The organism is Nonomuraea cypriaca (assembly GCF_015645445.1).
GTDB classification, from domain to species: Bacteria; Actinomycetota; Actinomycetes; order Streptosporangiales; family Streptosporangiaceae; genus Nonomuraea; species Nonomuraea cypriaca.
The window spans coordinates 1-25469 of record NZ_JADOGI010000156.1 but is presented as its reverse complement, the minus strand read 5'-3'; the positions used below and the strand labels follow the sequence as shown (position 1 = coordinate 25469).

Sequence of the window (25469 nt, the reverse complement as noted above, 5' to 3'; positions counted from 1 at the left end):
GTGGGGAGGGTTGGGAGTTCGGCGGTCGCGGTGGGCGGGAGTTCGGTGCGGTGGTCGCGGACGGTGCGGGCGGCGGCGCGTAGGACGTCGGCCGTCCCCCGGGGCGGTTCGACGGCCTCGAGTTGGGCGGTGAAGCGCGCGGCCTCCTCCTCCAGCAGCCCCCGCACCCGCTCCCGCAGGTCCTCCCGCGCCCGCAACGTCAGCGACCGCACCACCTGATCACCGAACACCGCCTCCAGCAGCTTCTGCGACAACACGCTCGTCCCGCCCGCGATCCCCACCTCGATCCCGGTCAGCCCACCCGTCGAGGCGAACACGGCCAGCATGAGCAGCAGCCCGGCCCCGTTCACCCCGAACGACGCCACGCGGGCGGTCGTCCGCTTCTCGGCCCCCTCCTGGCGTACGAGCTCCAGGACGTACTCCTGCCAGCCCCGCACCGCGACCTCGGCCCGCTTGCCGAGGTCGGACGAGGCGCGGCCGAGGCGGGCGGACTCGACGACGCCGAGGCGTTCGAGCAGCCCGGGCCCGCCGGGCGCGGCCGACCAGCCGTCAAGCGCCCGCTCGGCGGAGCCGTCGGCGGCGCCCCTGATCAGGGCCTCGACACCGGTCTCCAGGGCCTGCTTGAGCCGGGTCTCTGGGACCCGGCCCGTGAAGAAGCCGACCACCCGGTCACGCACCCAGCCCACCCGGCTCTCCAGGGAACGCATGAGGTCACCGGTGCCGATGAAGTCCTGCCAGCGCGCCAGCACCTCGCCCCGCAGCAGCGACCCGTCCCGCATGCCCTCGTCGAAGTCGGCCATCCCGCCCGCGTACGCGCCCGTCACGATGGAACGCAGGCCGTCGAAGGCGGACTGCTGGCGTTCGACGGCCGTGGCCAGCGACGGGACCCGGGTGGCCAGGCTGTCGAGTGCTCCCGACAGCGTCTGGCGTACGACCCTGGACCGCTCGGCGGCGTCGGCGGCCAGCCCGGCGAGCCAGGAGGCGATGGGCTGGACCGCCTCCACCGGCAGCCTGGCCTTCTCGGAGGGGAGCGCGGTCTCGGGGACGGTGAACAGGCGGGTGCCTTCGAGGCCGTTCTCGACGAGGAGGCGGGACAGGTCGCGTGAGACCGGCTCGACGGCCTCCTGCGGCACCCGATCGAGTACGACGGCCAGGGCGGTGCTGCGTTCGCGGGCCGAGCGCAGGAAGCTCCATGGCACCTCGTCGGCGTACCTGGCGGCGGTCGTGACGAACAGCCACAGGTCGGCGGCGGCCAGCAGCTGGGCGGCGAGCTCGCGGTTCGCGGTCACCACCGAGTCGATGTCGGGCGCGTCGAGCAGCGCCAGCCCGGCCCCGAGCGCGTCGGAGGTCACCACGCGCAGCGCGCCTGGACCGGCGCCGGTGGCGCGGGAGAGGCCGGGCAGGACGTTCTGTCCCATGAACCAGCCGCGGTCGTCCTGGCTGACCACGAGCGTCGGCACCAGCGTGGTGGGCCGCAGCACGCCCGGCTCGGCCACGTCGGCGCCGACCAGCGAGTTGACCAGCGTGGACTTGCCCGCCCCCGTGGACCCGCCGACGACGGCGAGCAGCGGCGCGTCGAGCGCGCGCAGCCTGGGCAGCAGGTAGTCGTCGAGCTGCCCGGTCAGCTCCCGCAGCGCGCGCCGGTCGGCCGCGGCCTCGCCGATCGCCAGCGGGAACAGCTCGCGATCGAGCGGCCGGCGCAGCGCCTCCAGCGCCCCGAGCAGGTCCATACGACCACGCTACGGTGTCCAGCGGTCGAACGCAGACAACGCCTAGCCGGTGGGCGGCTCCCGCAGCACGTAACCGACGCTGCGCAGCGTGTGGATGAGCCGCGGCTCGACGTCGTCGACCTTGCGCCTGAGGTAGGACACGTACGACTCGACGACACCCGCGTCACCGCCGAAGTCGTAGTTCCACACGTGGTCGAGGATCTGCGCCTTCGACAGCACGCGCCCGGCGTTGACCATGAAATAGTGCAGCAGCTTGAACTCCGTCGGCGACAACCGTACCTGCCGCCCGCCCCGCCACACCTCGCGGGCGTCCTCGTCCAGCTCCAGGTCGGCCACCTTGAGCTTGCTGGCGGGCGCGCTCTCCGCCCGGGTGCGCCGCAGCACCGCCCGGATCCTGGCCTGCACCTCCTCCAGGCTGAACGGCTTGGTCACGTAGTCGTCGCCCACCCGCAAACCGGTGATCTTGTCCTCGGTGGCGTCGCGGGCGGTCAGGAACAACACGGGCGCGCCGATCCGCTTCGCCACCTCGAACCCATCCAGGTCGGGCAGCATCACGTCGAGCACCACGAGGTCGGGCGAGGTCCGCTCGGCCACCTCCACGGCTTCCTCGCCGTCGGCGGCGGTCAGCACCTCGAACCCGGAGAAGCGCAGGCTGGCGGACAGCAGATCCCTGATGCTGGGTTCGTCGTCCACCACCATGATCAGCGCCTCGGGTTTCGTCACCTACTTACAGTGACAAAACCACCTGAGGTTTTGCTGAACGGTCACTCCAAGGCAAGTGGGAGTTCCACCCTGAACGTGGAGCCGGCTTCCGGCGAGCTGGTCACGGTGACCGTGCCGCCGTGGGCGCGTACCAGGGCCTGGACGATGGCCAGGCCGAGCCCGCTGCCGCGGCCCTCGCCGGAGCGGCGGCGCGACCTCGCGGAGTCGGCGCGGTAGAAGCGCTCGAAGACCCGCTCGACCTGCTCAGGGGTGAGGCCGGGGCCCTGGTCGGCGACCTCGATGAAGAGGTTGTCCGTATCCGCCCCCGCGCGCACGATGATCGGCGAACCAGGCTCGGTGTGGATGATCGCGTTGGTGACGAGGTTGCTGATGATCTGGCGCAGGCGTACCTCGTCGCCGGAGACGATCAGGGCCGCGCCGCCGACCACGTCCAGCTTGATCAGCCGGTCGGGCGCGAGGATCCTGGCATCCTGTACGGCGTCCGCCGCCAGGGCCAGCATGTCCACAGGGCGCATCCGCAGCGGCCGCTCCTGGTCGACCCTGGCCAGCAGCAGCAGGTCGTCCACCAGGACGCTCATCCGCCCCGCGGCCTTCTCCACGCGCTGCATCAGCTCGGCGGGGTCGGCGCCGGTGTTCTGCCTGGCGTACTCGGCGAAACCGAGGATGGAGGTGAGCGGGGTGCGCAACTCGTGCGAGGCGTCGCCGACGAACTGGCGCATCCGGTCCTCGGAGCGGCGGGCCGCCGCCTCGGACGCCGACCTGGCCCTGAAGGCGCTCTCGATCTGGGCCAGCATGCCGTTCAGCGACCTGGCCAGGCGGCCGACCTCGGTACGCGGGTCGGCGTCCGGCACCCGGCGCCCCAGCTCGCCCGCGGCGATGGCCTCGGCCGTGCGCTCGATCTGGCCGAGCGGGCGCATGCTCCTGCGCACGATCGTGATGCCCACGACCGCCAGGATGAGCAGGGTGCCGCCACCGCCCAGCAGCTCGATGAGCACGAGCCGCCTGGTGATCGCGTCGACCTCCTCCAGGTCCACCGCGACCACGAGCGTGCTGCGCTGGACCCCCCGCTCCAGCACCCGCCACTCGCCGTTGCCGCCGAGCGAGGGCGCGGTGTAGGGGTCGGCGCCTGGCGTGGGCGACAGGACCGGCTTGGGCTTCATGTCGACGTCGCGGTCGATCAGCATCGGCTCGAACGGGCCGCCCGGCTCCTTGACCAGGACGATCGCATCCGACTCGATGAGGATCGGCCTGTCGGCGGTCTCCCTGTCCTTCTTCCAGTCCGTCTGGACCTTCTTGTGCATGCGGGCGCTGATCAGCTGGAGCTGGCCGTCCACGCGGTCGATGAGGTAGCCGTGCAGCACCGAGACGCTCACCACGCCGATGAAGGTCAGGCCGAACCCCAGCAGAGCGAGGGTCGACGCCATGAGCTTGATCCTCAGCGGCATGCCGCTCATCAGGGGCTCGGGGGCAATCGCAGCACGTAGCCGACGCCGCGCAGGGTGTGGATGAGCCGCGGGCTGCGGTTGTCGATCTTGCGGCGCAGCACCGACACGTACGACTCCACGATGCCCACCTCGCCCCTGAAGTCGTAGTCCCAGACGTGGTCGAGGATCTGCGGCTTGGACAGCACCCGGCCCGCGTTCGTCATGAAGTAGCGCAGCAGCTTGAACTCGGTCGGCGACAGCGCCACCGCGTTGCCGCCGCGCCACACCTCGTGGCTCTCCTCGTCCAGCTCGATGTCGGCGAACGTCAGCCGCGGCGGGGGCGCCTGGGAGTCGCCGCTCGTACGACGCAGCACGGCGTGGATCCTGGCGACGACCTCCTCCAGGCTGAACGGCTTGGTCACGTAGTCGTCGCCGCCGATGGTGAGCCCGCGGATCTTGTCCTCGGTGTCGTCACGCGCGGTCAGGAAGACCACGGGCGTGTGCACCCCGCCGCCGCGCAGCCGCCTGACGAGCTCGAATCCGTCGAGGTCGGGCAGCATAACGTCGAGCACGACAAGGTCCGGGCGGTGCCGTTGGACGGCGGCGACGGCGTCCAGGCCACTCTTGGCCGTGGTCACGTCGAAACCCGCGAATCTCAGGCTCGCGGCGAGGAGTTCGAGGATGTTGGGATCGTCCTCGACTATCAGCAGGCGTGATTCCATCACCTCCAAGGATGCCCTCATTGAACGAGTGCTGGGACAATTCCGGCAATGTGCCGGGCAATGGCCAGGCTGGAGGTGGCCGCCGGCGAGGGGGCGTTGCGTACCAGGACGACGTTGCCGTGCACGTCCACCACGAAGTCGTCGACCAGGCGGCCGTCCCTCGCCACGGCCTGGGCGCGTACGCCGCCGTGGGTTCTCTCCAGGTCGGCGGCGGTGAGCTCGGGCACGTAGCGGCGGGCCGCCTTGAGGAACGCGCTCTTGACGAGGGATCCGTAGACTTCCTTGATCCCGGTACGCCAGTGGGTCCTGGCCATGCGCAATGTGCCCGGCCATCCCACGATCTGCGGCAAATTACCGATATTTCGCCACTTGTAGCCTTCGTAGGCCAACGCGAGCACCGCGTTCGGCCCCACCAGCACCTCGTCGTCGATGTGCCGCGTCAGATGGACGCCCAGGAACGGATACCGAGGGTCCGGCACCGGGTAGATCAGGCCGCGTACCAGGTCCCTGGCCGCGCCCTTGAGAGCGAAGTACTCACCTCTGAACGGGACGATCCGCACGTCTCCCGGCTGCCCTGCCATCCTCGCCACCGCGTCGGTCCCCAGGCCGCCGCACACCACCAGGCGGTCGAAGACGTACCTCAGCCGGCCTGCCAGCACCTCCACGCCTCCTGAGCGCTCCCTGATGGCCCGTACCGGCTGCGAGAGGCGTACCGACCCGCCGAGCTCCGCCACGTCCAGCGCGAGCCGGTCGGCGACGGCTGGGAAGTCGCAGATCGCGGTGTGCGGCGAGTGGACCGCGCCGACGCCGACCGCGTGCGGCTCGATCTCGCGCAGCGCGAGCCCGTCCAGCTCGGCGATGCCCGGCACCCCGTTGGCGCGGGCCCGCTCGGCCAGCGCGCTCAGCCGCGCCCGCTCGGCACGGGTGCTCGCCACGACCAGCTTGCCCACCTCGCGGTACGGCAGCGCGTGCGCCGCGCAGTAGTCCTTGAGCAGCGCCACGCCCTCGCGGCACAGCCTGGCCTTGAGCGAGCCAGGCGGGTAGTAGATGCCCGCGTGGACGACGCCGCTGTTGTGGCTCGTCTGGTGGGCGCCGACGCGGCTCTCCTTCTCCAGCACGGTCACCTCGGCGCCCCTGACGGTCGCCAACTCCCGCGCCACCGCCAGCCCGACGATGCCCGCTCCCACGACCCCGATCTTTTCCGTCACATGACGATTTTCCGACTTACCGGCCCTCACCGCCATATGAAGACGATGCCGATCCCTGTCCGCTCAGATGCCGTTGCGAAGCTCTCGGATGGCGGTGACCAGTTCCGGCATCGTCCTGACGGTGTCTCGCGGTTCGGCGGAGGGTTCGGGGTGGGCGTCGGTGTCGTCGCTGCGGAAGAGGATCGTCCGCATTCCCAGCGAGCGGGCGGGAGCGAGGTTGACCGGGCGGTCGTCGACGAACACCACCTCCTCGGGAGAGGTGCCCAGCGTGCCGAGCGCCACCGTGTAGGCGGCGGTGTCGGGTTTGCGGGCGCGCAGATCGGAGCTGATGAACCACCGCCGGACATAGCCCTCCAGGCCGAAACGCCGGCGTACGAGTTCGGACCAGACCGCCGTGTCGTTGCTCAGGCAGGCGAGTTCCAGGCCATCACCGGCCAGTTCCGCGAGAGCCTCCAGAGTGCCTTCGGTGAGCTGGTGCCGTCGGCAGTAGTCCGCGTCACGGCCTTCCTCGGGCAGTCCGGCGAGCGACCAGAACCGGTCCGTCGTCATGTTTCCGAGTGTGGCCGAACGGTAGGCGGCACGGATCTCCCGCTCGGTCCGGCCGCATCCATGAGCGCGCAGGTACGGGATCAGGACGCGACCTTGGACGTTGCCGTACCGATACAGGACACCCATCGCATCGAAGACGATCACCTTCGATTGAGGCACCACCCCATAACGGTCTCATGGCCCCGAATCGAACGTGAGTACGATGGACTCATGTATATCCCGCCAGAGTGGCCCGCCGAGGTCCGCCCGCCCAGCGTCCCCGACTGGGAGACCTCGGCGGTGGCCTGGCTGCTCGACGCGGTGCCGCCGGACTACCGGGCCTACGAGGTGCTCAGACGGCATCCGGTGGCCCTGGCCAGCATGGCCCGCCACCACGTCGGCTCCGCCATCGAGGCCGCCCGCGCGGGCTACCGGGCGGCCGCCGTCGACCTCAAGGGCCACCTGCCGCCCCACGCGATCGAGTCCGTCCTCGACACCTACCGCGCCGAGGGCCCGCGCTTGGTCCGCCTCTCCCACGCCATCCGCGCGGTCGAGCGCGCCCTCCGCGGCGACCTTTTCACCACCCGATAGATCATCTCTACGGCGCGTTCTTCAATCATCTTTTACGGCCGGCACGGCCGGCCCCCACCCGCCGTCCTTGGTCACCGGCCCTCCAGGGAGACGCTCACCAGCCTCCCCGCTTCCCCGCCGCAACGGCCCACGCCGGCCATTGCCTCCCTCGAACGGGCACCCACGCCGCCCTGGTCAGCGGGTGCGGCGGGCCAGGAAAGTGATCACGCCGACGGCGCATGCGGCGGCGGCCAGCCAGATGAGGACGTCCTTGGCCGTCAGGCCCTCGTTGCCGGTGGCCGCGGTGGCGGACTGGGACGATGGGTCCATTTCCGGTGATTCTGAGTCCTGGGCCGGTTTGGTCGGTGTGGGCTGGGCGCGGTCAGGGAGAGGGACTCGGTACACCGGGCTCTTGGGGCCTTCTGTGCCGGCGAGTAGGGCCTTGCCGTCGAGGGTGTAGGCGATGGACTCGGCCTGTTTGAGCTCCGGCATGGGGACCTTGGCGATCGATTCGCCCGAGGGGCGGTAGAGGGTGGCCGAGAAGTAGGTGCGGATGACGTAGGACGAGCCGTCGGGGGCGTAGGCGGCGTCGGTGGCCATGATGGGGGCGGAGCCCACCTTGCGCAGGACGTTGGTCCGATCCGCGCGTAGCTTCTTCGGCGCGGCGTAGACGCTCCCGGCGAACTCCTTGGACACCACGTAGAGGCGGCCCGTCCTCGGGTTGATCATGAGGCCCTCCGCGTTGCGGGCGCCGTCCGCGTAACGGAAGCGGTAACGCGTCGCGGGGAGGGTGGCGTCGCCGAGTGTTCGCGGCTCCAGCACCCGGTAGACGGAGATGTCCGGCCAGGCCCCGTCGAGGTTGTCGCCGATGTCGGCGAACCAGAGCACCCCTCGCCCCGTCGCGGGGTCCTTGGTCGCCGCCATGGCCTCCCAGTCGCGGGCCTGCGCCCCCCGCACCTGGTACGTCGCCAGCGTCCGCCCGTCCCCGCCGACGGCGTAGAAGGTCGGCGTGGCCGCGCTGTCGTTGTGCGTGTAGTAGACCTCGTCATGGGTCGGCGACACCGCCAGCCCGCTGGACTCCGTGATCTCGGGATCCTTGAACGTGAAGAGCCGCTCCATACCCTCATCCGCCGCGAGGGCCGGCGCGAGGGCCGCCGCAGAGGCCGGCGCGGGCACCGGCGCGAAGGACGCGGGCACCGGCGCGGAGGCCGACGCGAGGACCGGCATGATGGAAAGACAGCAGGTCGTCACGACGACGGCGAGCACCCTGATCACGACATCCCCCACGCCGCAATCATGCCCCACCAGCCGGACGTTCGCCGTCAGGCGGTGACCGGGACCTTGGCGCTGTGGCGGTGGAACCCGGTGCCCTGGAGCGCCAGCAGCAGCCAGTTGGCCGCCGCCACGGCCGCCCACAGGCCCGTGAGCCCCCAGATCCTGGCCACGGGCACAGCGGCCACGACCAGCAACCCGTACGCGATGGCGAAGTAGACCAGGCTGACCCCGGAGCGCTTGAGCGCGGTGAGCCCGGTCCCCTGCACCGCCTGGGCCGCGTCGCCCATCGACGCCAGCATCATCAGGGGCAGCAGCCCGAGCACGCGCTCGCGTACGGCCGCGTCGTCGGTGAACACCGCCAGCACCTGCTCCCCGAACACGAACAGCACACCGGCCGCGACCGCCGACGCGATCACCGCGAGCAGGGCCGCGGTCCGGTTGGCCCGGCGCGCGCCCGACACGTCGCGGGCGCGGGCGATCTCGGGCACCGAGACCTGGGCGATGGAGAGAGACGCCATCATCATGACGCCGGTGAGCGTGGTCAGGACCGCGTGCGCGGCGGTGTCGCGGATGCTGGTGGTGCTCGCGGCGAAGGTGACGACCCCGAGCACGCCGAACTTGATCAGCACGGTGCCCGCCAGCGGGACGCTGACCTTCGCCAGGTTGAGGATCTCCCTGACCCTGGGCCTGGACTGCCCGATGGGCCCGCCGAGCGCGCGGCGCAGGTTGAGACTCGCCACGACCGCCGCAGCGGCGCCGCCGACGACCCAGGCCAGGCCCACCCCCGTCAGCCCGAGCCGGGGAACCAGCGTGATGGTCAGCACGCTCAGCACCCCACCGAAGGTCAGGGTCGGCCAGAAGACGTTGCGGCTGCGCCCGAGCGCGATCAGGATCGTGCTCGCGCCGCCGGTGGAGGCGAAGACCAGCAGATACACCGCGAGGAGATGCGGCAGCAGGCCCAACTCGCGCACCACCTCGCCGGGCACGCCGGTGACGACGGCGAGCAGCGGCACGCAGAGCACGGCGAGCGCGCCGATCGTGCCGACGGAGAGGCTGAGCCAGCGCGCGTCCCGCACGACGGCCACCGCCGCCGCGGGGTCGTCCTGATGCGGCGCGACGAACGGCCCCAACCCGCGCAGCGCCCCCTGCACCGCGGCGCTCGCCGGGTTGAGCACGGCGGTCATCACCGCGAAGGCGGCGAGCGTCACGGTGTCGTGCTGGCCGAGCACCGAGGTGACCACCATCGAGCCGATCATGCCCATGACCATCGCGAAGAAGAGCGGCACGGCGGCGCGAAGGAGGGCGATCATGAGAACATGAGGTGCGCCGAGCCCAAGATCATGAGCAGCAGTCTATGGCCTGGAGTCCACTCCAGGTCTTTAGGGTTAAGTCATGGATTACGTCAATCTCGGACGCAGCGGTCTCCAGGTGAGCCCGCTCTGCCTCGGCACCATGAACTTCGGCCCGCTGACCTCGGAGGAAGACTCCTTCGCGATCATGGACAGGGCCCATGAGCTGGGGATCAACTTCTTCGACACCGCCAACGTCTACGGCTGGAAGCTGGGCGAGGGCATCACGGAGCAGATCGTCGGCCGGTGGTTCGCCCAGGGCGGCGGACGCCGGGAGAAGACGGTCATCGCGACCAAGCTCAACGGCGCGATGAGCGACTGGCCCAACGACAAGAAGCTGTCCGCGCTCAACATCCGCAAGGCCTGCGACGCCTCGCTGAAGCGGCTGCAGACCGACTACATCGACATCTACCAGGCCCACCACGTCGACAGGGACACCCCGTTCGACGAGTTCTGGGAGGCCATGGAGGTGCTGCGCCAGCAGGGCAAGATCGTCTATGTCGGCTCGTCCAACTTCGCCGGCTGGCACATCGCCAAGGCCCAGGAGACGGCCGCCAAGCGCAACTTCACCGGGCTCGTCAGCGAGCAGTCCCACTACAACCTGCTCACCCGTACGGTCGAGCTGGAAGTGCTGCCCGCGTGCGAGGACTACGGCCTCGGCGTGATCCCGTGGAGCCCGCTGGCCGGCGGCCTGCTCGGCGGCGTGCTGCGCAAGATCGACAAGGGCCGCTCGGCCGCCGACAACGTGGTCAAGCAGCTCGAGAAGCATCGTGACAAGATCGAGCGGTACGAGAAGCTCTGCGACGAGCTCGGCGAGGACCCGGCCTACGTGGCCCTGGCCTGGCTGCTCAAGCAGCGTGCGGTCACCGCGCCGATCATCGGCCCGCGCACCATGGAGCAGCTCGACGGCAGCCTGCGCACCCTGGAGATCGACCTGGACGAGGCCACCCTGGCCCGCCTGGACGAGATCTTCCCCGGTCACCGCACCGCGCCGGAGGACTACGCCTGGTAACGGACCTGCTCAGGTCAGCAGCGCGCCCACGACGACGATCAGCAGGAGCAGGCCGAGCACGATGGGCAGCAGCCAGGGGCGAGGACGATCCACGACCTGGAGCCTAGCCGTGCCCGGCGGGTGCGAGCGCCCATTCGGCGAGTGACTCGTACCTCACCTGCGGTCCCACGTGGCTGCGGACGAGACGGACGTGCTCCGCCCGCCACGGCGAGCCGCTGAATCCGGACAGCGACTCGACCAGCGGGCGGAGGTCCGTCTCGGCCTTGGCGCGGGCCAACGTGAGATGCGGGTGGAACCGCTTCTCATCGGTCTGTACGGCGCCGGCCCGACGGGCCCCGGCCTTGACCGAGTCGGCCAGCCTGGTCATCGAGTCGCCGGTGACGCCGACCCAGAAGACCCTGGCCCTGCGTACCGACGAGAACGCGCCGAAGCCTTCGAAGGCCAGGTCGAGCGCGCTGTAGCGGCGTACGGCGCGGGCCAGGCGCTCTTCCAGCTCGGGCAGCGCCTCCTCGGGCACCTCACCGAAGAAGCCGAGCGTGATGTGCCAGGTGGCCCGGTCCGGCCAGCGCAGCCCCGGCACCTTCCCGACGTGCGGCGCGATCGCGCGGGCGATCTCGTCCAGCACCTCGTCGGGCGGCACCACGGCCGCGAAGAGCCTCATACCAACCGATTCTGCCCCCGGGGCCGGTCGCTCTCCGCACCGGCCCGCGCTCAGAGGACTCAGGGGCTCAGCGGGGCTCAGGCCACGGCGATCGCGGGCCTGTTGACCCGCCGGGTGATCAGCCGCGTCACCAGCACCGCGAGACCGGTGCCCACGAGCACCAGCGCACCGGAGACCACCACGCCCATCCGCGGCCCGCCCAGGTCGGACAGCCACCCGACCAGCGCCGCGCCGACGGGTGCCCCGCCGGTGAACACCAGCATGTAGATCCCCATGACACGCCCCCGCATGTCAGGAGAGGTCGCGATCTGGACGCTCGCGTTCGCGGCGGTGTTGATCGTGATCAACGCGATCCCCGTCGGGACCAGCAGCGCCAGGTAGGCGGAGTAGAAGGGGGCCACGCCGGTGGCGAGCTGGAACAGCCCGAAGCCGAGCGCTCCCGCGAACAGCAGCCTCCTGCTCAGCCGCGCCCGTCGCGCCGCGAGCAGCGCGCCGCCCAGCGCTCCCACCGCGAACATGCTGGAGGCCAGCCCGAACGAGGAAGCCCCCGCCTGGAACTCCTCGCGTGCCATGAGCGCGATCGACATCGAGAACGACTGCGAGAACATCGAGATGAAGCCGATCAGCAACACCGGCATGAGGAGTTCCTCGCGCCGCAGCACGTACCTGAGCCCCTCGCGCAGTTGTCCCTTGGCCCTGGGCACGCGCTCGGCCAGGTTGAGCTCCGACTTCCGCATGAAGACGAGGCTGGAGATCACGCCGCCGAACGTGAGCGCGTTGATCAGGAAGATCGGTCCCGTGCTCCCGAGCACGTAGATCAGCATGCCGGCCAGCGCCGGGCCGACCACGCGGGCCAGGTTGAAGATCGAGCTGTTCAGGGCGATCGCGTTGGGCAGGTCCCGGCGGCCGACCATCTCGACCACGAACGCCTGCCGCGTCGGCACCTCCACGCACGAGATCATGCCGAGCAGGAACGCCATCACGTACACGTGCCACACCTGGGCGGAGCCCGTCATCGTCAGCACGCCTATGGTGAGCGCCAGCGAGGCCATGAGCACCTGGGCGCCGATGAGGATGGGCCGCTTCGGGTAGCGGTCGGCGAGCACGCCGCCGAACATCCCGAACAACAGCATCGGCAGGAACTGCAGGGCCGTCGCCGTGCCGAGCGCGCTCGCACTGCCCTGGCCACCGGCGGTGGCGGTCAGATCGAGCACCAGCCAGTCCTGGGCGGTGCGCTGCAGCCAGGTGCCGACGTTGGAGACGGTGCCACCGGCTGCGAACATGCGGTAGTTGCGAACCTTGAGAGACCGGAACATCCCGGTCTTGGGTTCTTCAGGCTCTATATCCTGCTGAGCTTCTCCAGGATCGGAGCCGCCTGTCTGAGGATCGACCTCTCCTCGGGCGAGAGCTCCTTCAGCCGCTGGGTGAGCCACGCCTCCTTGCGGCGCCGCTCCTCCTTCAGCAGCTTCTCGGCGGCCTCGGTCACGGTCACGGTCACTTGGCGTCGGTCGGTCGGGTGCGGGTTGCGGGCGACCAGACCGCGCTCCTCGAGCGCGGCGATCACGCGGGTCATCGAGGGCGGTTGCACCTTCTCGAGCTCGGCCAACTCGCCGGGGGTTATCCCGGAGTGTCGTTCTACCGCGGCGAGCGTCGCGAACTGGGTGGGAGTCAGCGAGTGCGCTGCCGCCTGTCGTCGTAGGCGCCTGGTCAGCCTTGCCATCGAAACGCGCAGAGCTGAAGCCAGGCCTGCGTCGCTGCGCAGGGCTGTCTTGGACTGGGTTTTTGTTAGCATGAGTCATTACCTTTGCTAACTATAGTAGATGTCAAGAAATTTCCCTAATTAAGACCATCTCAGTACGTGATACCCCCGCTGGAGAGCTGCGTGACCGTTCCCCGCAAGGGGAGGGCGGCGCCGCCCCCACCTACGGCGCGGAGGCGAGCGGGATCCCCTGTGGTGCTATGAGCTTGCTCATCGCACCACAGGGCGGCGAGCTTGCTCGCCGCACAGACTAAAGCCTCTTCCACGCCTTTGATGGGGGTTCGCGGGGGCGTGCCCCCGCGTTGATCAGAGGGCCAGAAGGGCCCTGATCGGACCTACCGCGAAGTAGAGGGTGAAGAGTAGTGCTACACCCCACAACAAGGGGTGGATCTCTCTTGACTTGCCTCTTACTGCCTTGATCAGTACGTAGCTGATGAAGCCGGCGCCGATGCCGTTGGAGATCGAGTACGTGAACGGCATGACCACTATCGTGAGGAAGGCTGGGATGGCGAGTTCGTAGTCTGTCCAGTCTATGTCGCGGATCGCGGTCATCATCAGGAAGCCTACGATGACCAGGGCGGGGGCCGCGGCCTCGTAGGGGACGATGGTGACCAGGGGGGCTAGGAAGATCGCCAGTAGGAACAGGATGCCGGTTACCACGCTGGCGAGGCCGGTGCGGGCGCCCTCTCCTACGCCGGCGGCTGACTCGATGTAGGTGGTGTTGGAGGAGACCGAGCCGGCGCCGCCCGCCGCCGCGCCGATCGAGTCGACGAGCAGGATCTCCCTGGTACGCGGCAGCGTGCCGTCCTCCTGGACCAGGTTCGCCTGCCGTCCGACGCCGACCATGGTGCCCATGGTGTCGAAGAAGTCGGTGATCAGCAGGGTGAACACGAGCAGCACGACCAGCAGCACGGACACCCGGCTGAAGGCGCCGATAGGGTCGAACTCGGTGAACAGCGTGAACGGGTTGTTGAAGCCGAGGATCGCGTCGGGGAGCGCGGGGACGTTCAGCTGCCAGCCGCCGGGGTTGTCGGCCGTGAACGCGCCGGACCGGGTGAGCAACTCGACGATGATCGCCAGCACGGTCGTGCCGACGATGCCGATCAGGATGGCGCCCTTGACCTTGCGCGCCACCAGCGCCGCCGTGACGAGCAGGCCGACGACGAACACCAGGATCGGCCACGAGGTCAGCGCGCCCCCGATCCCCATCTCCAGCGGCGGCCCGGCGGCGACGCGGCGGACGAAGCCCGCGTCCACGAAGCCGATCAGCGCGATGAACAGGCCGATGCCGACGCTGATGGCGGTCTTGAGCTGGGCCGGGATCGCGTGGAACACCGCGGTACGCAGCCCGGTCAGCACCAGGACGGCGATGATGACGCCTTCGAGGAAGACCAGGCCCATGGCCTCCTCCCAGGACATCAGGGTGGCCACGTTGAAGGTGACGAAGGCGTTCAGTCCGAGCCCGGCGGCCATCGCGAAGGGCACCCTGCCCACGACGCCCATGAGGATCGTCAGCACGCCCGCCACGAGCGCCGTCCCGGCCGCGACGAGCGCCACGTTGGGTGTCGTGCCGTCGCCGATCACCTGCCCGTCCACGTCCTTGCCGTTGGCGATGATGATGGGGTTCAGCACCACGATGTAGGCCATGGTGAAGAACGTGGCCAGCCCGCCCCGTACTTCACGGGAGACGGTTGAGCCTCGTGCGGAAATTGCGAAAAAACGATCTATTGCGCTACGTGTGTCGCTCACGACGCGAACAGTGACAGTCGTGGTGAACTGCGAAAAGTGTCAGTGATGAGATCGAGACCCGATTGGAAGCTAGGCTGGACACGTGAAGCAGCAGTGGCATCCCGACCCGGAGCCGATCAAGACCAACGACACGGCCGCCATCGCCGTGGGCACCGCCGTGTGGGCCGTCGCGCTGGTCGTTCTGCTGATCTTCCGCCCCGCCCCGGAGAACACGTGGTGGATCTGGACCTGCGTGACCGGGATCGCCTTCGGCTTCTTCGGCATGTGGCTGGTCCGCAGGCCCAGGCGCAGCTGACGCCTGTCCTGCCCGCGAGCTGACATTCATCATCTCCGGCCGGTCGCCGAAGTCACCCTGAAGCGGTGTTTTCACCCACTACTTCGGCATATGCCTGGTCAAGCATGCTTATAAGCATGAAAAAGCCCATAGTGATACTCCTCCTGGGCGCGGCGGCCCTCACCGCCTGCGGCACGGCCGGCGACCCCACGCCGGCCACCGCACCCTCCGAGACGAGCGCGGGAACGGTCGCCTGGAGCCCGTGCACCGACCTGATCGGCCCGGACGGCAAGACCGCCGCCCCCCGCGCCGGCGTCGAGTGCGGCAAGATCCAGGTGCCGCTCGACTACGACGCCCCCGATGGCGACAAGATCGACCTCGCGCTGATCCGCGTCAAGGCCACCGGGGAGCGCCTCGGCTCCCTGGTCTTCAACTTCGGCGGCCCCGGCGGGTCCGGCGTGGACACCCTCGGCACGGCCGCGGCGGCGTTCGGCAACCTGGGCAGCCGCTACGACCTGGTCAGCTTCGACCCGCGCGGCGTCGACCGCAGCGCCGGCGTCAAGTGCGGCGGCCAGGTCGAGAAGCTCCTCGCCGCCGACACGAATGCCGACGGCGACCGGATGGCCGAGGAGTTCGCCCAGGCCTGCGAGCAGGACGCGGGCAAGGTCCTGCCGCATGTCGGCACCGTGAACGCGGCCAAGGACCTCGACCTGCTCAGGACCGCGCTCGGGGACGAGCGCCTCAACTACTTCGGCATGTCGTACGGCACCCACCTCGGCGCCGTGTACGCCACCCACTTCCCCAAGAACGTCGGCCGCTTCGTCCTGGACGGCGCCTACGACCCCACGGTCACGTGGGAGGAGCGCGCGGTGACGCAGGCGACGGGGTTCGACGGGGCGTTCGACGCCTTCGCCGCGGACTGCGTGGCGCAGAGCTGCGAGCTGGGCGCCGACCCGGCCGCCGTCCAGAAGACGGTCGAGTCGCTGCTGGAGAAGCTGAAGGACGACCCGATCGCGGTGGGGGACCGTGAGCTGACGTTCGGCCTGGCCCAGCTCGCCGTCATCACCCCGCTGTACGCCAAGGCCGCCTGGCCGATGCTCGAACAGGCGACCGCCGCCGCGATCAAGGGCAACGGCACCGCCCTGCTCGCCCTGGCCGACGCCTACACCGGCCGCAGGCCCGACGGGACGTACACGACGGCGATGACGAGCCTGCAGGCCATCAACTGCGCCGACTACGCCGAGCGGCCCACCGCCGAGCAGGCCGCCGAGATCAACGAGAAGGTGGAGAAGATCTTCCCCATCCTGTCGGCCGAGGGCTCGGCCGGCGTCTGCGCACACTGGCCGGTACGTGGGGACGACACGGCCAGGCGCATCGACGCGACGGGCTCGGCGCCCATCGTGGTGATCGGCGGCAAGGGCGACCCGGCCACGCCGTACGAGTGGGCCACCGCACTCACCGCCCAGCTCAAGACGGGCGTCCTGGTCACCTACGAGGGCGAGGGCCACGGCGCCTATCTGAGCGGGAACGGCTGCGTCATGAAGACGGCGGACGCGTACCTGCTGGAGGGGAAGGTCCCGGCCCAGAACACGAGTTGCGCGGCCTGAGCCCCCGTCTCCCGGCCGCGCCACCGCGGCCGGGACGCGCGGGGGTCAGGACAGGTCGGCCTCCGCCAGCAGGAGGGGCACCGCGCCCGGGTCCCGCAGCAGGGCGGCCACAGCCAGGCGGTCGTTCCACTGGCCGGTCGCCCAGGCCAGGCCGCGTGCCAGCCCGTCGACCCCCGTGCAGTGAACGGCGCCCTCGAAGAAGCGCCACGCGCACTCCATGCCGTCGACGAGCAGCTTCTCGTGCTCCACGTAGGTCGGCGGCGCGGCCGGCAGCAGGGAGCGCACCTCGGCGGGCACCTCACGCACCTCCCCCTGCGACGTGACCTCCCCCGAGGTCAGCTCGCCGGCCAGCGGCAGGTCGAGCAGCTCGGACAGCAACTCCGCCAGGTCGTAAGGGGCCAGCACCAGCGGCCGGTCCGTGACGAGCTGGAGCAGGTCGGGCGCCTCCACCACCACGGCGTCGTCGGCCGCGGCCACCACGATGGACCCGCCCAGCACCGCACGCACCCGGGGCGGCGGCGCCACCCGGGACGGATCGACGGCGGCCAGCGCGATCCACAGGGCCCGCAACTGGGCCCGGTCCACCTCGATCGAGTCGTCGGCCATCAGGTCCAGGAGCTCCTCCGGACCGCCGTGCGAGGCCAGCAGGTCCGCGAGCGTCGTGCGGACGCCGAGCATCGACAGCGCCGCCTCGTCGAGCCCGGCGGGCGCGTCGGAGTAGAGGCCCTGCAAGAGGGGGTCGGCCCCCGGCAGGCGCAGCTCCGGGGGCCTGCGCCCGTCCAGCACCGGGTGGCCGGCCAGCCACCACGCCGTGTACGAGGGCACCTCGACGCCCGCCACCCGCAACGGGTGCAGAGCGGCCCGCAGCGGCGGCCTGGTGAGCAGCGCCAGCGCGGCCCGCCAGTCGGCGACCAGCTCCAGGTCGCGCACCGCCACGAACTCGGCCACCAGGGGCGGCACGTCGAGCTCGGGCAGCAGGTCGAGAACGTGGTCGAGCCAATCGGCCTCACCGTCGAGGTCGTGGTCGCAGTCGTCGGGGTCGAGCAGCACGTCGGCGTCGTGCACCACAGCGAACCCGTCGAGCACGCCCGCCGCCGCCAGCACCCGCGAGCCGTAGGTCTCCTCCAGCTCGGGCGCGGCCACCCCGAGGTGGGTGTCCTGCTCCAGCACGCCCGCGAGGGCCCCGTCGGCCAGCATGAGCTCGCCGGCCGGGTAGAGCTCGCCGTCGGTGCCGCGCAGGGCCAGCTCGGCCAGCCACGGCGCCTCGCCGGGCACCAGCCCCGACGCCTCCACCAGGGACAGCACGGCCCGCGCCACCGGCTCGGGATCCGGGTTGTCGAACGACTGGGAGACGGCGGCCTTGGTCAGCGGGTCGTCGAGGATCGTCCGGGGCGTGGCCTCGGCGCCGCCCAGCCTGAGCAGCGTCGGGTGGGCCGCGTCCGGGTGCACGATGCGCAGCCCGAGCGGCGACAGGTCGAGCTCGCCCCCGCCGTCGGTGAGGATCAGCGTGCCGCGCGGGCCGCGTACGAGACGGCCGTCGGTCAGCGGCACGGGCAGGGCGGCCAGCGACTCGGGGTCGTCGACGGGCAGCACGTCGTAGAGCGAGCGCCACCACGACGACTCGCGCGCCTCCACGGCCTCGCCGGACAGCAGGTCGACCACGTCGGACAGCTCCACCCTGCGCACGCCCAGAGCGGTCATGGCGGGATGCCGCGCGGGCCAGCCGGCGGGCAGCAACCCGGGAACGAAGTCCGCGATCTTCACGAGCAGCTCACCCGAGCCCGGCACCACGGCCGCCTCCCGGCCCGCGACCAGCCACACGTCGCCCTCGGGCTCCCGCGCCGGGTGCTCGACCCGCCACTCCGCGTCCGGCTCGTAGACCTCCGCGTCGGCGAACGACGGCGTCCGCACGGCCGGCGCCGGCGCCGACAGCGCGGGCAGCAGCGGCATGCCGGGCAGCCGGTCGAGCACGGCCCGCCGGATCCTGGCGTCCAGCTCGCCCTTGCCCATGAGGGAGGGCACCAGGTCGAGCAGCTTGGGCGTGCGGGGCAGCTCTTGAAGGAGGCGTACGTAGGCGTCGGCGACCCGCCCGACCAGGAAGTCGGTGAGCGGCCCCTTGGCGACGTGACGCCGGTCGGTGGCCATCGGGAACGACGCGATCAGCAGCGCGGGCAGGTCGAGCGGCTCGTCGCTGGGCGTCGGCGCGTGCACCACGGACGGCACGGCGGCCGGCGGCGGCCCCGGCTCCCCGGTGCCCGTGACCGGCACGGCCCAGCGCAGCGACCAGTAGGGGCGGGCCCGCTCCTCGGTGGGCCGGTCGGCGAAGAGCAGGCCCACCTCCTCGGCCGTGAACTCGCCGGAGTCGGACACCACGTGCCACCCCTCGGCGGCCACGCGGCGGACGGAGCCGTCGAGCTCGATCTCGATGACCTCCAGCGCGGGCATGCCGAGCAGCAGCGCAGGGCTGGTCTCCGCCAGCATGCGGCGGACCGCGCCGAGGGCGGAGCTGTCGCGTAGCGGGAGGCGTACGAGTGTGTCGAAACCTTCGGGGACGTCGAGCGGCGGCGCCTCGAACGGCAACCTCAGCAGCGGCACGTGCCCCGAGCGGCCGGCCAGCTCGCCCGCGAGCTCCGGGATCTCCGCGACGGCCGCGGTGGTGGCCGAGCGCGACCAGCCCACGGCGCCGGCCCCACGCGAGCCGATGGAGGGCTCGTCGCAGACGGAGACGACCGCCGCGAACCCGACGCCGAACCGGCCGGCCGCGCCGAACTCGTCACGCTTGCCGGACACCCGCAGCGTCGACAGCCCCTCCACACCCGTGGCGTCGAGCGGGGCGCCGGTGTTGGCGGCCGTCAGCACGTCGCCGTCGAGCGTGAGCCGCAGCACCCCCGGCACGCCCGCGCGCAGCGCCGCGTCGGCGGCGTTCTGGGCGAGCTCGACGATAAGCCGGTCGCGGTAGCCGCCGAGCGCGAAGTCCTCCTCCGCGTTGGCGTCCTCGCGGAACCGGGCGGGCGAGGCCGTCCACGCGGACAGCACGGCCGCTCGCATCCGGTCGGTGCCGTAGATGTCGCTCATCGATCACGATCCTGCCTGAGAGTACGGGGGGCCACCGTAGAGTAATGGGAAATCCGCCGAGGGACTGCCGCTACGGCATCAGCCGCGTCAGGTCCTCAGGGCGGCAGGCCCTTCGAGCAGGTTTCCCATTAACAGCCCCACCGGCGACACTCCTGGTCAGGAATGGCCCAGCTCTTCGGAGGCGGATTCGTCGACCGATCCCGCTTCCTCCTCCATCAGGTCGTAGCCCAGGTCGTCGAGGATCGGGATGGCCTGCTCCACGGGCGGCGGCAGCACCGCGGCCTCGGAATGGGCGCCGCAGCCATGGTCGGCGGCGACGACCTTGCCATCGTCGGGAGCGTATTCGTTAGTGCAGACCCCGAACATCTGCCGCAATCCCCCCGCGAGCAGCCAGTAGAAGCCGCAGGTGGAGCACTGCGCGGGAGCGGCGTGTGCGATCGGCGTGTGCGGCCCGTGCTCGCCCGAGTGCCAGCGTCTGGCAGCCCGATCCTTGCCGATGGCCGAGAGCACACGGGCTCGGCCCAGGCCGTACTCGAAAACCGCCTGGTGCTCGGCCTCGTCGTCGGTTTCCGCGAAGCCGGGGACGAGCCTGTCGTCGTCTTCCGGGGTGGGCAGCAGGTCGCCGACGCCCAGGTCGCCCGGCCGCAGCCGCTCGCTCCACGGCAGCCACTCGGGCGCCAGCAGCGCGCCGGAGCCCGGGAGCAGGACGGCCTCGCTGACTGTGACCTTCTTCGCGCGCGAGGCGCGCGTGACCGTGACGGCCCAGCGCCAGCCGCGGTAGGCCCGATCGAGACAGGCGAAGTAGTGGGTGACTATCCGGTCGCCCTCGCTCTCGTAGCCGAGGTGCTCGCCGGGCCTGCCCGGCCGCGCCAGCTCCTCGGCCGCCCCGCGCGCCAGATCGACCGCGGCGACACAGGCCTGATCGGGAGCGGAGACGCGGGTCCTGGTGCGGCTCATCGGACCGCCTCCGCCGAAAGGTGCTGTTCGCTCACACTTCATTCTCACCCATCAGCAGACCTGCGGAGACCCACAACCGACGATCCGTGACTGAGATGGCACCCGAATCGGGTAAGACTGGTAGGCGTGGAGGGCGGCTGGGAGCGGGCACGCGAGTTCTCTCGCCGCGTAGGGCGCGGGGTCGCCGACGCGGGGCGGGCCAGTGTGCGCGCGAGCAGGGCCACCGCCGGCGGCACCGTGCGGGCGAGCAAGGCCACGGCCAAAGGTGCGCAAAAAGTCGGCAGGGCCACCCGCAGGCTCACGTACGCCAACGGCGCGGACCGCACCGGGCTCGGCCGGCTGATCGAGCTGTCCGCCGGCAACAGCGCCAGTGACGCGATGGTCACGGTGGCGCTGGCGAGCACCGTGTTCTTCGGTGTGCCGGTCGGCGAGGCGCGCGGTTCCGTCGCCCTCTATCTGGTCATCACGATGTTGCCGTTCGCGCTGCTGGCGCCGTTCGTGGGGCCGATACTCGACAGGTTCAGGTCGGGACGCCGCTACGTGATGGCGGGGACGCTGTTCGGGCGGGGGCTGCTGTGCTTCGCGATGGCCGCCGCCGTGGGGCCAGGTGACCTGCCGACGTTGTTCATCGGGGCGCTGGGCGTGCTGGTGTTGTCGAAGGCGTACAACGTGTCGCGGGCGGCGATCATGCCTAGCGTGCTGCCCGCGGACATCACCCTGGTGTCCGCGAACGCTCGGGTGGCGCTGTTCACGCTGGTCTCCGCCGGGGTGGCGGTGCCCGTCGGCGCCGGCCTGACGGCGTGGCTGGGCAGCGCGGCGGCGCTGCGCATCGCGATGGTGGCCTTCCTGCTGCTCGGCGTCGCCGCCGTACGCCTGCCGCGGCACGTCGACTCCCCCGACCTGGAGGAGGAGGGCGCCCCGCCGCGCGGGCGCACGCTGCTCAAGGTGGGCCCCGCGGTCGCCGAGGCCGTCTGGGCCAACGTGGCCATCCGGGTCTTCTCCGGGTTCCTGCTGTTCTTCCTGCTGTTCCTGGTCCAGGACAAGGCGGTGCCGTGGCTGGAGGTCAGGCAGGCCTGGGCGCAGGACCCGTTCTTCGACATCCCCAAGACGATCGCGCTGCTCGCGGGCGCGGCCGGGCTGGGCGGCCTGGTCGGCGCCGCGGTGGCCAACTGGACGCGCAACCACGCGCCGCAGCTGATCGTGCTGGTCACGCTGGCCGTGACGAGCACGACCACCGTGCTGGCCGCGATCTTCTTCAACGTGTGGACCGCGCTGGCGATCTCGCTGGTGGCGGCGTTCGCGCAGGAGCTGGGCAAGCTCGCCCTCGACGCGATCGTGCAGCGGGAGATCGGCGAGGAGGTGCGCTCGTCCACGTTCGGCGTGGTCGAGGCGGTGCTCCAGCTCGCCTGGGTGTCCGGCGGCCTGGTGGGGCTGGTGCTGTCGCTGTCCCAGAGCAGCACGGCCGGGCTGGTCACGCTGGCGGTCGCGCTGACCGCCGCGCTCGGCTGGCTGCTCGTCACCAGGCGGAAGCGCGTACGCGCGGCGAACGCCGAACTGGCCAGGCAGCGGGCCGAGGCGGGCGAGCATGACCAGCAACAACAGCGGACGGACCCGCTCGACCAGACCAAGCCACTGACCAACCCCAACGCCTGACGCCCCCGGCAGCGGCGGGCGCGGACGCCGGGGGCTCGAACGCCTGGCGCCCGGGCCGCGGGGTCAGGCGTCGAGGTCGTCGGCGACGGCCCTGAGCACCTGTGCGATCTTCTTGGCGTGCACCGGGTCCGGGTGCTTGCCCCGCTGGTAGGAGGTCGACACGCCGTCGAGCAGCTTGATCAGGTCCTCGACGATGACCACCATCTCGTCCGGCTTCTTGCGCTTGCCCTTGGGCTTGGTCTTGGCCAGGGTCGGCGGCTGCTCCAGGATCCTGACAGACAGCGCCTGCTGGCCCCGGCGTCCCTCGGCCACCCCGAACTCCACCTTCTGGCCGGGCTTGAGCGGGCCTGCGCCGGTGGGCAGCGCGGAGGAATGCACGAAGACCTCACCGCCGTCGTCGCGGGTGAGGAAGCCGAAACCCTTGTCGGCGTCGTACCACTTGACCTTGCCACTCGGCACAGGAGGACCTCGTTCAAACAGTCGAAAAGGATGAATGGATGTAGGTTATGCCCCGCAGAGCGCCAAGGCGACCGGGTAATTGCCGGGGAATTACCGGAGTTCATCATGCTTGCGCCAACCGGCGTACCACGTGGTGAATTCGGTCAGGTCGCTCAACGCCACGTCCGCTCCGTGCTCACGCAGCTCTCCCACCGTGTAGGGGCCCGTCGCGACCGTCACGCTCACGGCGCCGCCCGCGCGCGCCGCCTCGATGTCCGCGACATGGTCACCAACATAAGCCGCCGCGCCGAAGCGCGCGAGTGCCGTTCCCTTGGCGGATCCGAACACCGAGCCGACGACTTCGTCGACGGCCAGTCCCAGCGCCTCGACGGTGCCGCGGGCGTCGCGTACGTTCTTGCCCGTCACCACGATCACCCGGCCGCCGGCCTCGCGGACGGCCTCGATCGCCTCGTGCGCCCCGGCCATGGTGGTGTGCACCGGAACCCCTATTTCCGGATATATCTCCCGATATAGGTCGGCTGCGGCGGGCACCTCCCCGGGGGTCAGCCAGTTGGCCAGCTCGGTCTCCAACGGCGGCCCCAGCCTCTCGACGATGGCCGCGCTGTCGAAGGCCACGCCCAAACGTACGGACAGCTCGTCGTAAACGGCGGCGATGCCCGCCCGCGTGTCCGCCAATGTCATGTCAAGGTCGAATCCCACCGAAGTCGTCACGTATGCAGGATGCCAAACATTGCCCTACCCCGCGTAACGCCCCTTGTTGGGAGACGGCGGGAATGGGAAGAAAGGAATTACTTATCGGAGAGGAGGCGCCGTGCCCGAACCGTCCCAGCCGGAGTCCGGTTCGCCGCCTCGCTCCAGGCGAGGCCGCCGTCCCGGCCTGCCGAAGGTCGTCTCCAAGGGACCGCGCCGGGCCGCTCCACCCCGGCGGGCCTGATCCGGCGGCCCGCTCCGCTACGTAAAGGGGCCTCCGCCGACTACTCTCCTTACGGAGGTATCAGGATAGATATGACCAGATCGACCCGTGAGCGGATCGTCGATGAGGCCCTGCGGCTGTTCGCCGAGCGGGGTTACTCCGCCACTTCCGTGGCCGAGATCGAGGCCGCCTCAGGGCTCTCTCCCGGCGCCGGAGGGCTCTACAGGCACTTCAAGTCCAAGTACGAGGTGCTCGCGGCGGCGATCAACGAGCACGCCGCACGTACCAGGAGCCAGGTGGCCGGGAGCCTCGCCGAACTGAACGGCATGGAAGCCTCCGTGGACCTGGAGGAGCGCCTGTCCCACCTGTGCCGCGCCGGGCTGGCCAAGGTACGCGAGGAATCGGAGCTGACCCGGGTCTTCTTCCGCGACCTGAGCCAGTTCCCCGAGCTGATCACCGTGGTGCGCGAAGGGCTGCTGCAGCCCATGTTCGACGCCATCGTCACCTGGTTCCGCGCGCAGCCCGAATACCGCGACGCCGAGATCGACTGGAACGGCATCTCGGCGGTGCTCGGCGGCTCCGTCGTGCACTACCGGCTGTTCCAGGAGACGGTGGGCGAGTCACCGGGCCACGCGGAGAAGGACCAGTTCGTCGCCGCCTGGGTACGCCTGGCGGTCGGCCTCCTGCCCAGCCCCGCGCCCGTCAGTTGACGTCGAGCAGGCGGTAGGACAGCCAGACCACGCCCACGCCCGTACCGATCATGAACATCGTGCCGCTGACGTCGAAGAACTGCGTGACGAACGCCTGCAGCCCCGCCCCGCCCTCCACGCGCAGGCCGCCGATGAGCGCGCCGCCCAGCGAATAGCCGAGCAGCGGCGCGCCGACCCCGATCAGCTTGTCGCGCAGTTCCCAGCTCTCGCCGAACATCACGATCGCGGTGCCCACCGCCCACACCGCCAGCGGGATCGGGAAGATCGCCAGCGGCGGCAGCTCGAACGGCACCAGCAGTGCCGCCATCACCAGGATCACGATCGCGGCGACGTCGCGCGGATGCTCCTTGACGATGGTCCTGGCGTCCCTGCCGCCGGTGGCCATCGGGTTCGCGCTGGACATGGCCGCCCTGCGCAGCCCCGCGAACGGCATGCTCAGCCCCTGCGACCCGCTGAGCCGCTCCTGAGCGATCCTGCGGTACGCGCGTACGCCCGGCGGCGCCGCGCCGTCGTCCGTGATCGCGGGGAAGCGCAGCGTCGAGCCCTGGGATGCCGCCGTCCTGGGGGATGCGGCCCGCTCATCCTTCGATGTTCCCGGGGACGCGGCCTGCTCGTCCTTCGCCGCCGCTGCGGCCTCGGCCAGCCTGCGGGCCTCGCGCTCGACCAGCGCCACCGGATCCCCGAACCTGGCCAGCACCTTCGCCACGTCACGGGCGTTCTGGCTGCCGCGCCGCTCGACCTCGATCCTGGCCCGCAGCCGCCTGGCGAAGTCGAGCCGCTGGTCGGGCTTGAGCACGCCGTGGGCCGCGTCCGCCGCCCTGGAGACGTAGTTCAGCACCAGTTGGTCCGCGCGCTCGATCACGTCTAGCAATGCTGCCTCAATCAGGGTGGACATACCATGGCAACGATGGAGTTCACGGAGTGGATCAGGGGGCGCACCGACGAACAGCTGCGGGCGCTCGTCTCCGCGCGTCCCGAGTTGATCACTCCGGTGCCCGCGCATCTGGAGGGCCTGGCGTCGCGAGCCGGCAGCCCTTCGGCGATCGGCAGGGTGCTCGACCGGCTCGACCGGGTCACGCTCGCCGTCGTCGAGACGCTGGCCGTACAGGGC

The 25469-nt window shown here is 70.6% G+C and carries 24 protein-coding genes; 7 read left to right on the top strand and 17 right to left on the bottom strand.

Features of this window, described 5'->3' with window-relative positions:
- From ITP53_RS37720 to ITP53_RS37695, 6 genes are all read right to left on the bottom strand, one after another.
- Positions 1-1730: GTPase family protein (locus tag ITP53_RS37720; protein ID WP_236051583.1), on the bottom strand; the 1730-nt coding region annotated here is incomplete at its 3' end.
- Positions 1731-1772: 42 nt separating this feature from the next.
- Positions 1773-2429: a response regulator transcription factor gene (locus ITP53_RS37715; protein WP_195900253.1), complete on the bottom strand. Its 657-nt coding sequence runs from the start codon at positions 2427-2429 to the stop codon at positions 1773-1775.
- Positions 2430-2494: 65 nt separating this feature from the next.
- Positions 2495-3877, bottom strand: coding sequence for a sensor histidine kinase (locus tag ITP53_RS37710; protein ID WP_236051582.1), 1383 nt, complete (start codon positions 3875-3877; stop codon positions 2495-2497).
- A gap of 29 nt (positions 3878-3906) precedes the next feature.
- Positions 3907-4599 (bottom strand): response regulator transcription factor, encoded by a 693-nt coding sequence (locus ITP53_RS37705; protein ID WP_236051581.1) that lies wholly within the window; start codon positions 4597-4599, stop codon positions 3907-3909.
- 17 nt (positions 4600-4616) lie between these two features.
- Positions 4617-5843: an L-2-hydroxyglutarate oxidase gene (gene lhgO / locus ITP53_RS37700; RefSeq protein ID WP_195900248.1), complete on the bottom strand. Its 1227-nt coding sequence runs from the start codon at positions 5841-5843 to the stop codon at positions 4617-4619.
- Positions 5844-5870: 27 nt separating this feature from the next.
- Positions 5871-6518, bottom strand: a complete 648-nt coding sequence (locus ITP53_RS37695; protein ID WP_195900247.1) for an HAD family hydrolase — start codon at positions 6516-6518, stop codon at positions 5871-5873.
- 48 nt (positions 6519-6566) lie between these two features.
- On the opposite strand from ITP53_RS37695, the gene ITP53_RS37690 reads away from it, so the two are divergent.
- The gene (locus ITP53_RS37690) at positions 6567-6926 is read left to right on the top strand and encodes a hypothetical protein (RefSeq protein WP_195900246.1); all 360 of its coding nucleotides are present in this window, start codon (positions 6567-6569) and stop codon (positions 6924-6926) included.
- 174 nt (positions 6927-7100) lie between these two features.
- Here the strand turns inward: ITP53_RS37690 and ITP53_RS37685 are convergent, their stop codons facing one another.
- Complete coding sequence (locus tag ITP53_RS37685; RefSeq protein ID WP_328817052.1) at positions 7101-8192, bottom strand: hypothetical protein; 1092 nt, start codon at positions 8190-8192, stop codon at positions 7101-7103.
- A 35-nt stretch (positions 8193-8227) separates the two neighbouring features.
- Positions 8228-9490: an MATE family efflux transporter gene (locus tag ITP53_RS37680; protein ID WP_195900245.1), complete on the bottom strand. Its 1263-nt coding sequence runs from the start codon at positions 9488-9490 to the stop codon at positions 8228-8230.
- Positions 9491-9572: 82 nt separating this feature from the next.
- Here ITP53_RS37680 and ITP53_RS37675 point away from each other — a divergent pair, with 82 nt between their 5' ends.
- Positions 9573-10541, top strand: a complete 969-nt coding sequence (locus ITP53_RS37675; RefSeq protein WP_195900244.1) for an aldo/keto reductase — start codon at positions 9573-9575, stop codon at positions 10539-10541.
- A 103-nt stretch (positions 10542-10644) separates the two neighbouring features.
- Here the strand turns inward: ITP53_RS37675 and thpR are convergent, their stop codons facing one another.
- The 4 genes from thpR to ITP53_RS37655 form a co-directional block, all read right to left on the bottom strand.
- Positions 10645-11202, bottom strand: a complete 558-nt coding sequence (gene thpR / locus ITP53_RS37670; RefSeq protein ID WP_195900243.1) for an RNA 2',3'-cyclic phosphodiesterase — start codon at positions 11200-11202, stop codon at positions 10645-10647.
- A 77-nt stretch (positions 11203-11279) separates the two neighbouring features.
- Positions 11280-12518 (bottom strand): MFS transporter, encoded by a 1239-nt coding sequence (locus tag ITP53_RS37665; protein WP_195900242.1) that lies wholly within the window; start codon positions 12516-12518, stop codon positions 11280-11282.
- 23 nt (positions 12519-12541) lie between these two features.
- Positions 12542-12994 carry a MarR family winged helix-turn-helix transcriptional regulator gene (locus ITP53_RS37660; RefSeq protein WP_195900241.1) on the bottom strand — a complete coding sequence of 151 codons (453 nt, stop codon included), beginning with the start codon at positions 12992-12994 and terminating at the stop codon, positions 12542-12544.
- Between the two features lie 273 nt (positions 12995-13267).
- Entirely contained in the window at positions 13268-14710 is a 1443-nt protein-coding gene (locus ITP53_RS37655; protein ID WP_195900240.1) for an NCS2 family permease, read from the bottom strand.
- Positions 14711-14792: 82 nt separating this feature from the next.
- Between ITP53_RS37655 and ITP53_RS58280 the strand changes: the two genes are divergently transcribed.
- Together ITP53_RS58280 and ITP53_RS37645 are read left to right on the top strand one after the other, a co-directional pair.
- Positions 14793-15005 carry a DUF2530 domain-containing protein gene (locus ITP53_RS58280; RefSeq protein WP_195900239.1) on the top strand — a complete coding sequence of 71 codons (213 nt, stop codon included), beginning with the start codon at positions 14793-14795 and terminating at the stop codon, positions 15003-15005.
- Between the two features lie 116 nt (positions 15006-15121).
- Positions 15122-16591 carry an alpha/beta hydrolase gene (locus tag ITP53_RS37645; RefSeq protein WP_195900238.1) on the top strand — a complete coding sequence of 490 codons (1470 nt, stop codon included), beginning with the start codon at positions 15122-15124 and terminating at the stop codon, positions 16589-16591.
- Positions 16592-16636: 45 nt separating this feature from the next.
- Here ITP53_RS37645 and ITP53_RS37640 read toward each other — a convergent pair whose 3' ends face one another.
- Positions 16637-19666, bottom strand: coding sequence for a sacsin N-terminal ATP-binding-like domain-containing protein (locus tag ITP53_RS37640; protein ID WP_195900237.1), 3030 nt, complete (start codon positions 19664-19666; stop codon positions 16637-16639).
- Between the two features lie 156 nt (positions 19667-19822).
- Positions 19823-20623 (bottom strand): DUF3027 domain-containing protein, encoded by an 801-nt coding sequence (locus tag ITP53_RS37635; RefSeq protein ID WP_195900236.1) that lies wholly within the window; start codon positions 20621-20623, stop codon positions 19823-19825.
- Between the two features lie 126 nt (positions 20624-20749).
- On the opposite strand from ITP53_RS37635, the gene ITP53_RS37630 reads away from it, so the two are divergent.
- Positions 20750-22276, top strand: a complete 1527-nt coding sequence (locus ITP53_RS37630; RefSeq protein ID WP_195900235.1) for an MFS transporter — start codon at positions 20750-20752, stop codon at positions 22274-22276.
- Positions 22277-22339: 63 nt separating this feature from the next.
- Here ITP53_RS37630 and ITP53_RS37625 read toward each other — a convergent pair whose 3' ends face one another.
- Positions 22340-22735: a cold-shock protein gene (locus ITP53_RS37625; protein ID WP_195900234.1), complete on the bottom strand. Its 396-nt coding sequence runs from the start codon at positions 22733-22735 to the stop codon at positions 22340-22342.
- A 90-nt stretch (positions 22736-22825) separates the two neighbouring features.
- Complete coding sequence (locus tag ITP53_RS37620; RefSeq protein WP_328817047.1) at positions 22826-23446, bottom strand: HAD family hydrolase; 621 nt, start codon at positions 23444-23446, stop codon at positions 22826-22828.
- A 294-nt stretch (positions 23447-23740) separates the two neighbouring features.
- On the opposite strand from ITP53_RS37620, the gene ITP53_RS37615 reads away from it, so the two are divergent.
- Positions 23741-24358 carry a TetR/AcrR family transcriptional regulator gene (locus tag ITP53_RS37615; protein WP_195900233.1) on the top strand — a complete coding sequence of 206 codons (618 nt, stop codon included), beginning with the start codon at positions 23741-23743 and terminating at the stop codon, positions 24356-24358.
- On the opposite strand, the gene ITP53_RS37610 is transcribed toward ITP53_RS37615, so the two are convergent.
- Positions 24351-25220, bottom strand: coding sequence for a hypothetical protein (locus tag ITP53_RS37610; protein ID WP_195900232.1), 870 nt, complete (start codon positions 25218-25220; stop codon positions 24351-24353). The two genes, ITP53_RS37615 and ITP53_RS37610, sit on opposite strands and share 8 nt — an antisense overlap.
- A gap of 45 nt (positions 25221-25265) precedes the next feature.
- Here ITP53_RS37610 and ITP53_RS37605 point away from each other — a divergent pair.
- Positions 25266-25469 (top strand): hypothetical protein (locus tag ITP53_RS37605; protein ID WP_195900231.1); only part of this gene is annotated, 204 nt, incomplete at its 3' end.

What these genes read in the sequence shown, in the direction of transcription:
- ITP53_RS37710 (WP_236051582.1), bottom strand. Translation starts at nt 3,877, where the DNA reads ATGGCGTCGACCCTCGCTCTGCTGGGGTTCGGCCTGACCTTCATCGGC.
- lhgO (WP_195900248.1), bottom strand. Translation starts at nt 5,843, where the DNA reads ATGGCGGTGAGGGCCGGTAAGTCGGAAAATCGTCATGTGACGGAAAAG.
- thpR (WP_195900243.1), bottom strand. Translation starts at nt 11,202, where the DNA reads ATGAGGCTCTTCGCGGCCGTGGTGCCGCCCGACGAGGTGCTGGACGAG.
- ITP53_RS37635 (WP_195900236.1), bottom strand. Translation starts at nt 20,623, where the DNA reads ATGAGCCGCACCAGGACCCGCGTCTCCGCTCCCGATCAGGCCTGTGTC.
- ITP53_RS37660 (WP_195900241.1), bottom strand. Translation starts at nt 12,994, where the DNA reads ATGCTAACAAAAACCCAGTCCAAGACAGCCCTGCGCAGCGACGCAGGC.
- ITP53_RS37665 (WP_195900242.1), bottom strand. Translation starts at nt 12,518, where the DNA reads ATGTTCCGGTCTCTCAAGGTTCGCAACTACCGCATGTTCGCAGCCGGT.
- ITP53_RS37615 (WP_195900233.1), top strand. Translation starts at nt 23,741, where the DNA reads ATGACCAGATCGACCCGTGAGCGGATCGTCGATGAGGCCCTGCGGCTG.
- ITP53_RS37680 (WP_195900245.1), bottom strand. Translation starts at nt 9,490, where the DNA reads ATGATCGCCCTCCTTCGCGCCGCCGTGCCGCTCTTCTTCGCGATGGTC.
- ITP53_RS37690 (WP_195900246.1), top strand. Translation starts at nt 6,567, where the DNA reads ATGTATATCCCGCCAGAGTGGCCCGCCGAGGTCCGCCCGCCCAGCGTC.
- ITP53_RS37675 (WP_195900244.1), top strand. Translation starts at nt 9,573, where the DNA reads ATGGATTACGTCAATCTCGGACGCAGCGGTCTCCAGGTGAGCCCGCTC.
- ITP53_RS37640 (WP_195900237.1), bottom strand. Translation starts at nt 19,666, where the DNA reads ATGAGCGACATCTACGGCACCGACCGGATGCGAGCGGCCGTGCTGTCC.
- ITP53_RS37645 (WP_195900238.1), top strand. Translation starts at nt 15,122, where the DNA reads ATGAAAAAGCCCATAGTGATACTCCTCCTGGGCGCGGCGGCCCTCACC.
- ITP53_RS37705 (WP_236051581.1), bottom strand. Translation starts at nt 4,599, where the DNA reads ATGGAATCACGCCTGCTGATAGTCGAGGACGATCCCAACATCCTCGAA.
- ITP53_RS37715 (WP_195900253.1), bottom strand. Translation starts at nt 2,429, where the DNA reads ATGGTGGTGGACGACGAACCCAGCATCAGGGATCTGCTGTCCGCCAGC.